Here is a 783-nt window from a genome sequence, read left to right on the forward strand (position 1 = left end):
ATCGGGGACGGCAAACGGCCTGGGATGGATGAACGACGAAACGTATCGGCCAGGGTGATGAGAAAGAGCTGGAGCGTTTTCAGCGAAAGTGTATGCGGTTTCGCGGTTCGAAAACGCGACAAATCAAAGAGATGGAGCGCTTTTCGTGAATCGGATTTCACGGGACACGATCTAGAAGATACAGGCTCCTGGTCCTGCCGGCCCCTTACCATATGTGATCCCGCAGGAAGTTCACGAACCGATCATCGGTGCCGTAGGCTACGTTCACCCGCAGCCTGGCTCGTCCTTCCTGTCCGCGCCGCGGGCTGAAGACACTGCCTGGTGCAAGAAAAATACTACGTTCGGCGGCAGCGTGGCATAGATCGCGCTCGTCGATCTTGGGCGGTAATTCCACCCAGAGATAAAAGCCGCGATGGACGGCTTTGCCCGGGTCGAGGCCGAGCCCTTCCAGCGCTGCGGCGGTGGCATTGTAGGCATTTTCCACCCGCGCACGCAGTCGGCGCAGGTGCCGCAAATAGCGTCCACGCTCGATAAGCTCGTGCACCACCCGCTCCACATAGTCGGAGGTGGTGACAGTGGTCAGCATCTTTAGATTGTTCAAGGCGCCGATGATTGTCGGATGACCCGCTACGAAGCCCACGCGCAGGCTGGCCGAAAGCGTCTTTGAAAATGTGCCGATGTACAGCACGCGGTTCAACTGATCGAGCGATGCAAGCCGCGGCAGGCTCGCCGGCAGAAGATCCGCAAAGGGATCGTTCTCGACGAGCAAAAAACCCTGTTGCT

The 783-nt window shown here is 58.4% G+C and carries 1 protein-coding gene; it reads right to left on the reverse strand.

Annotation, left to right across the window (positions count from 1 at the left end):
- Window positions 1–205 precede the first annotated feature (205 nt).
- Window positions 206–783, reverse strand: a 578-nt coding sequence (locus tag AC5E6L_RS06485; protein WP_491772067.1) for an aminotransferase class I/II-fold pyridoxal phosphate-dependent enzyme, incomplete at its 5' end; no start/stop codon positions are given.

Source organism: Roseitalea sp. (assembly GCF_984466335.1).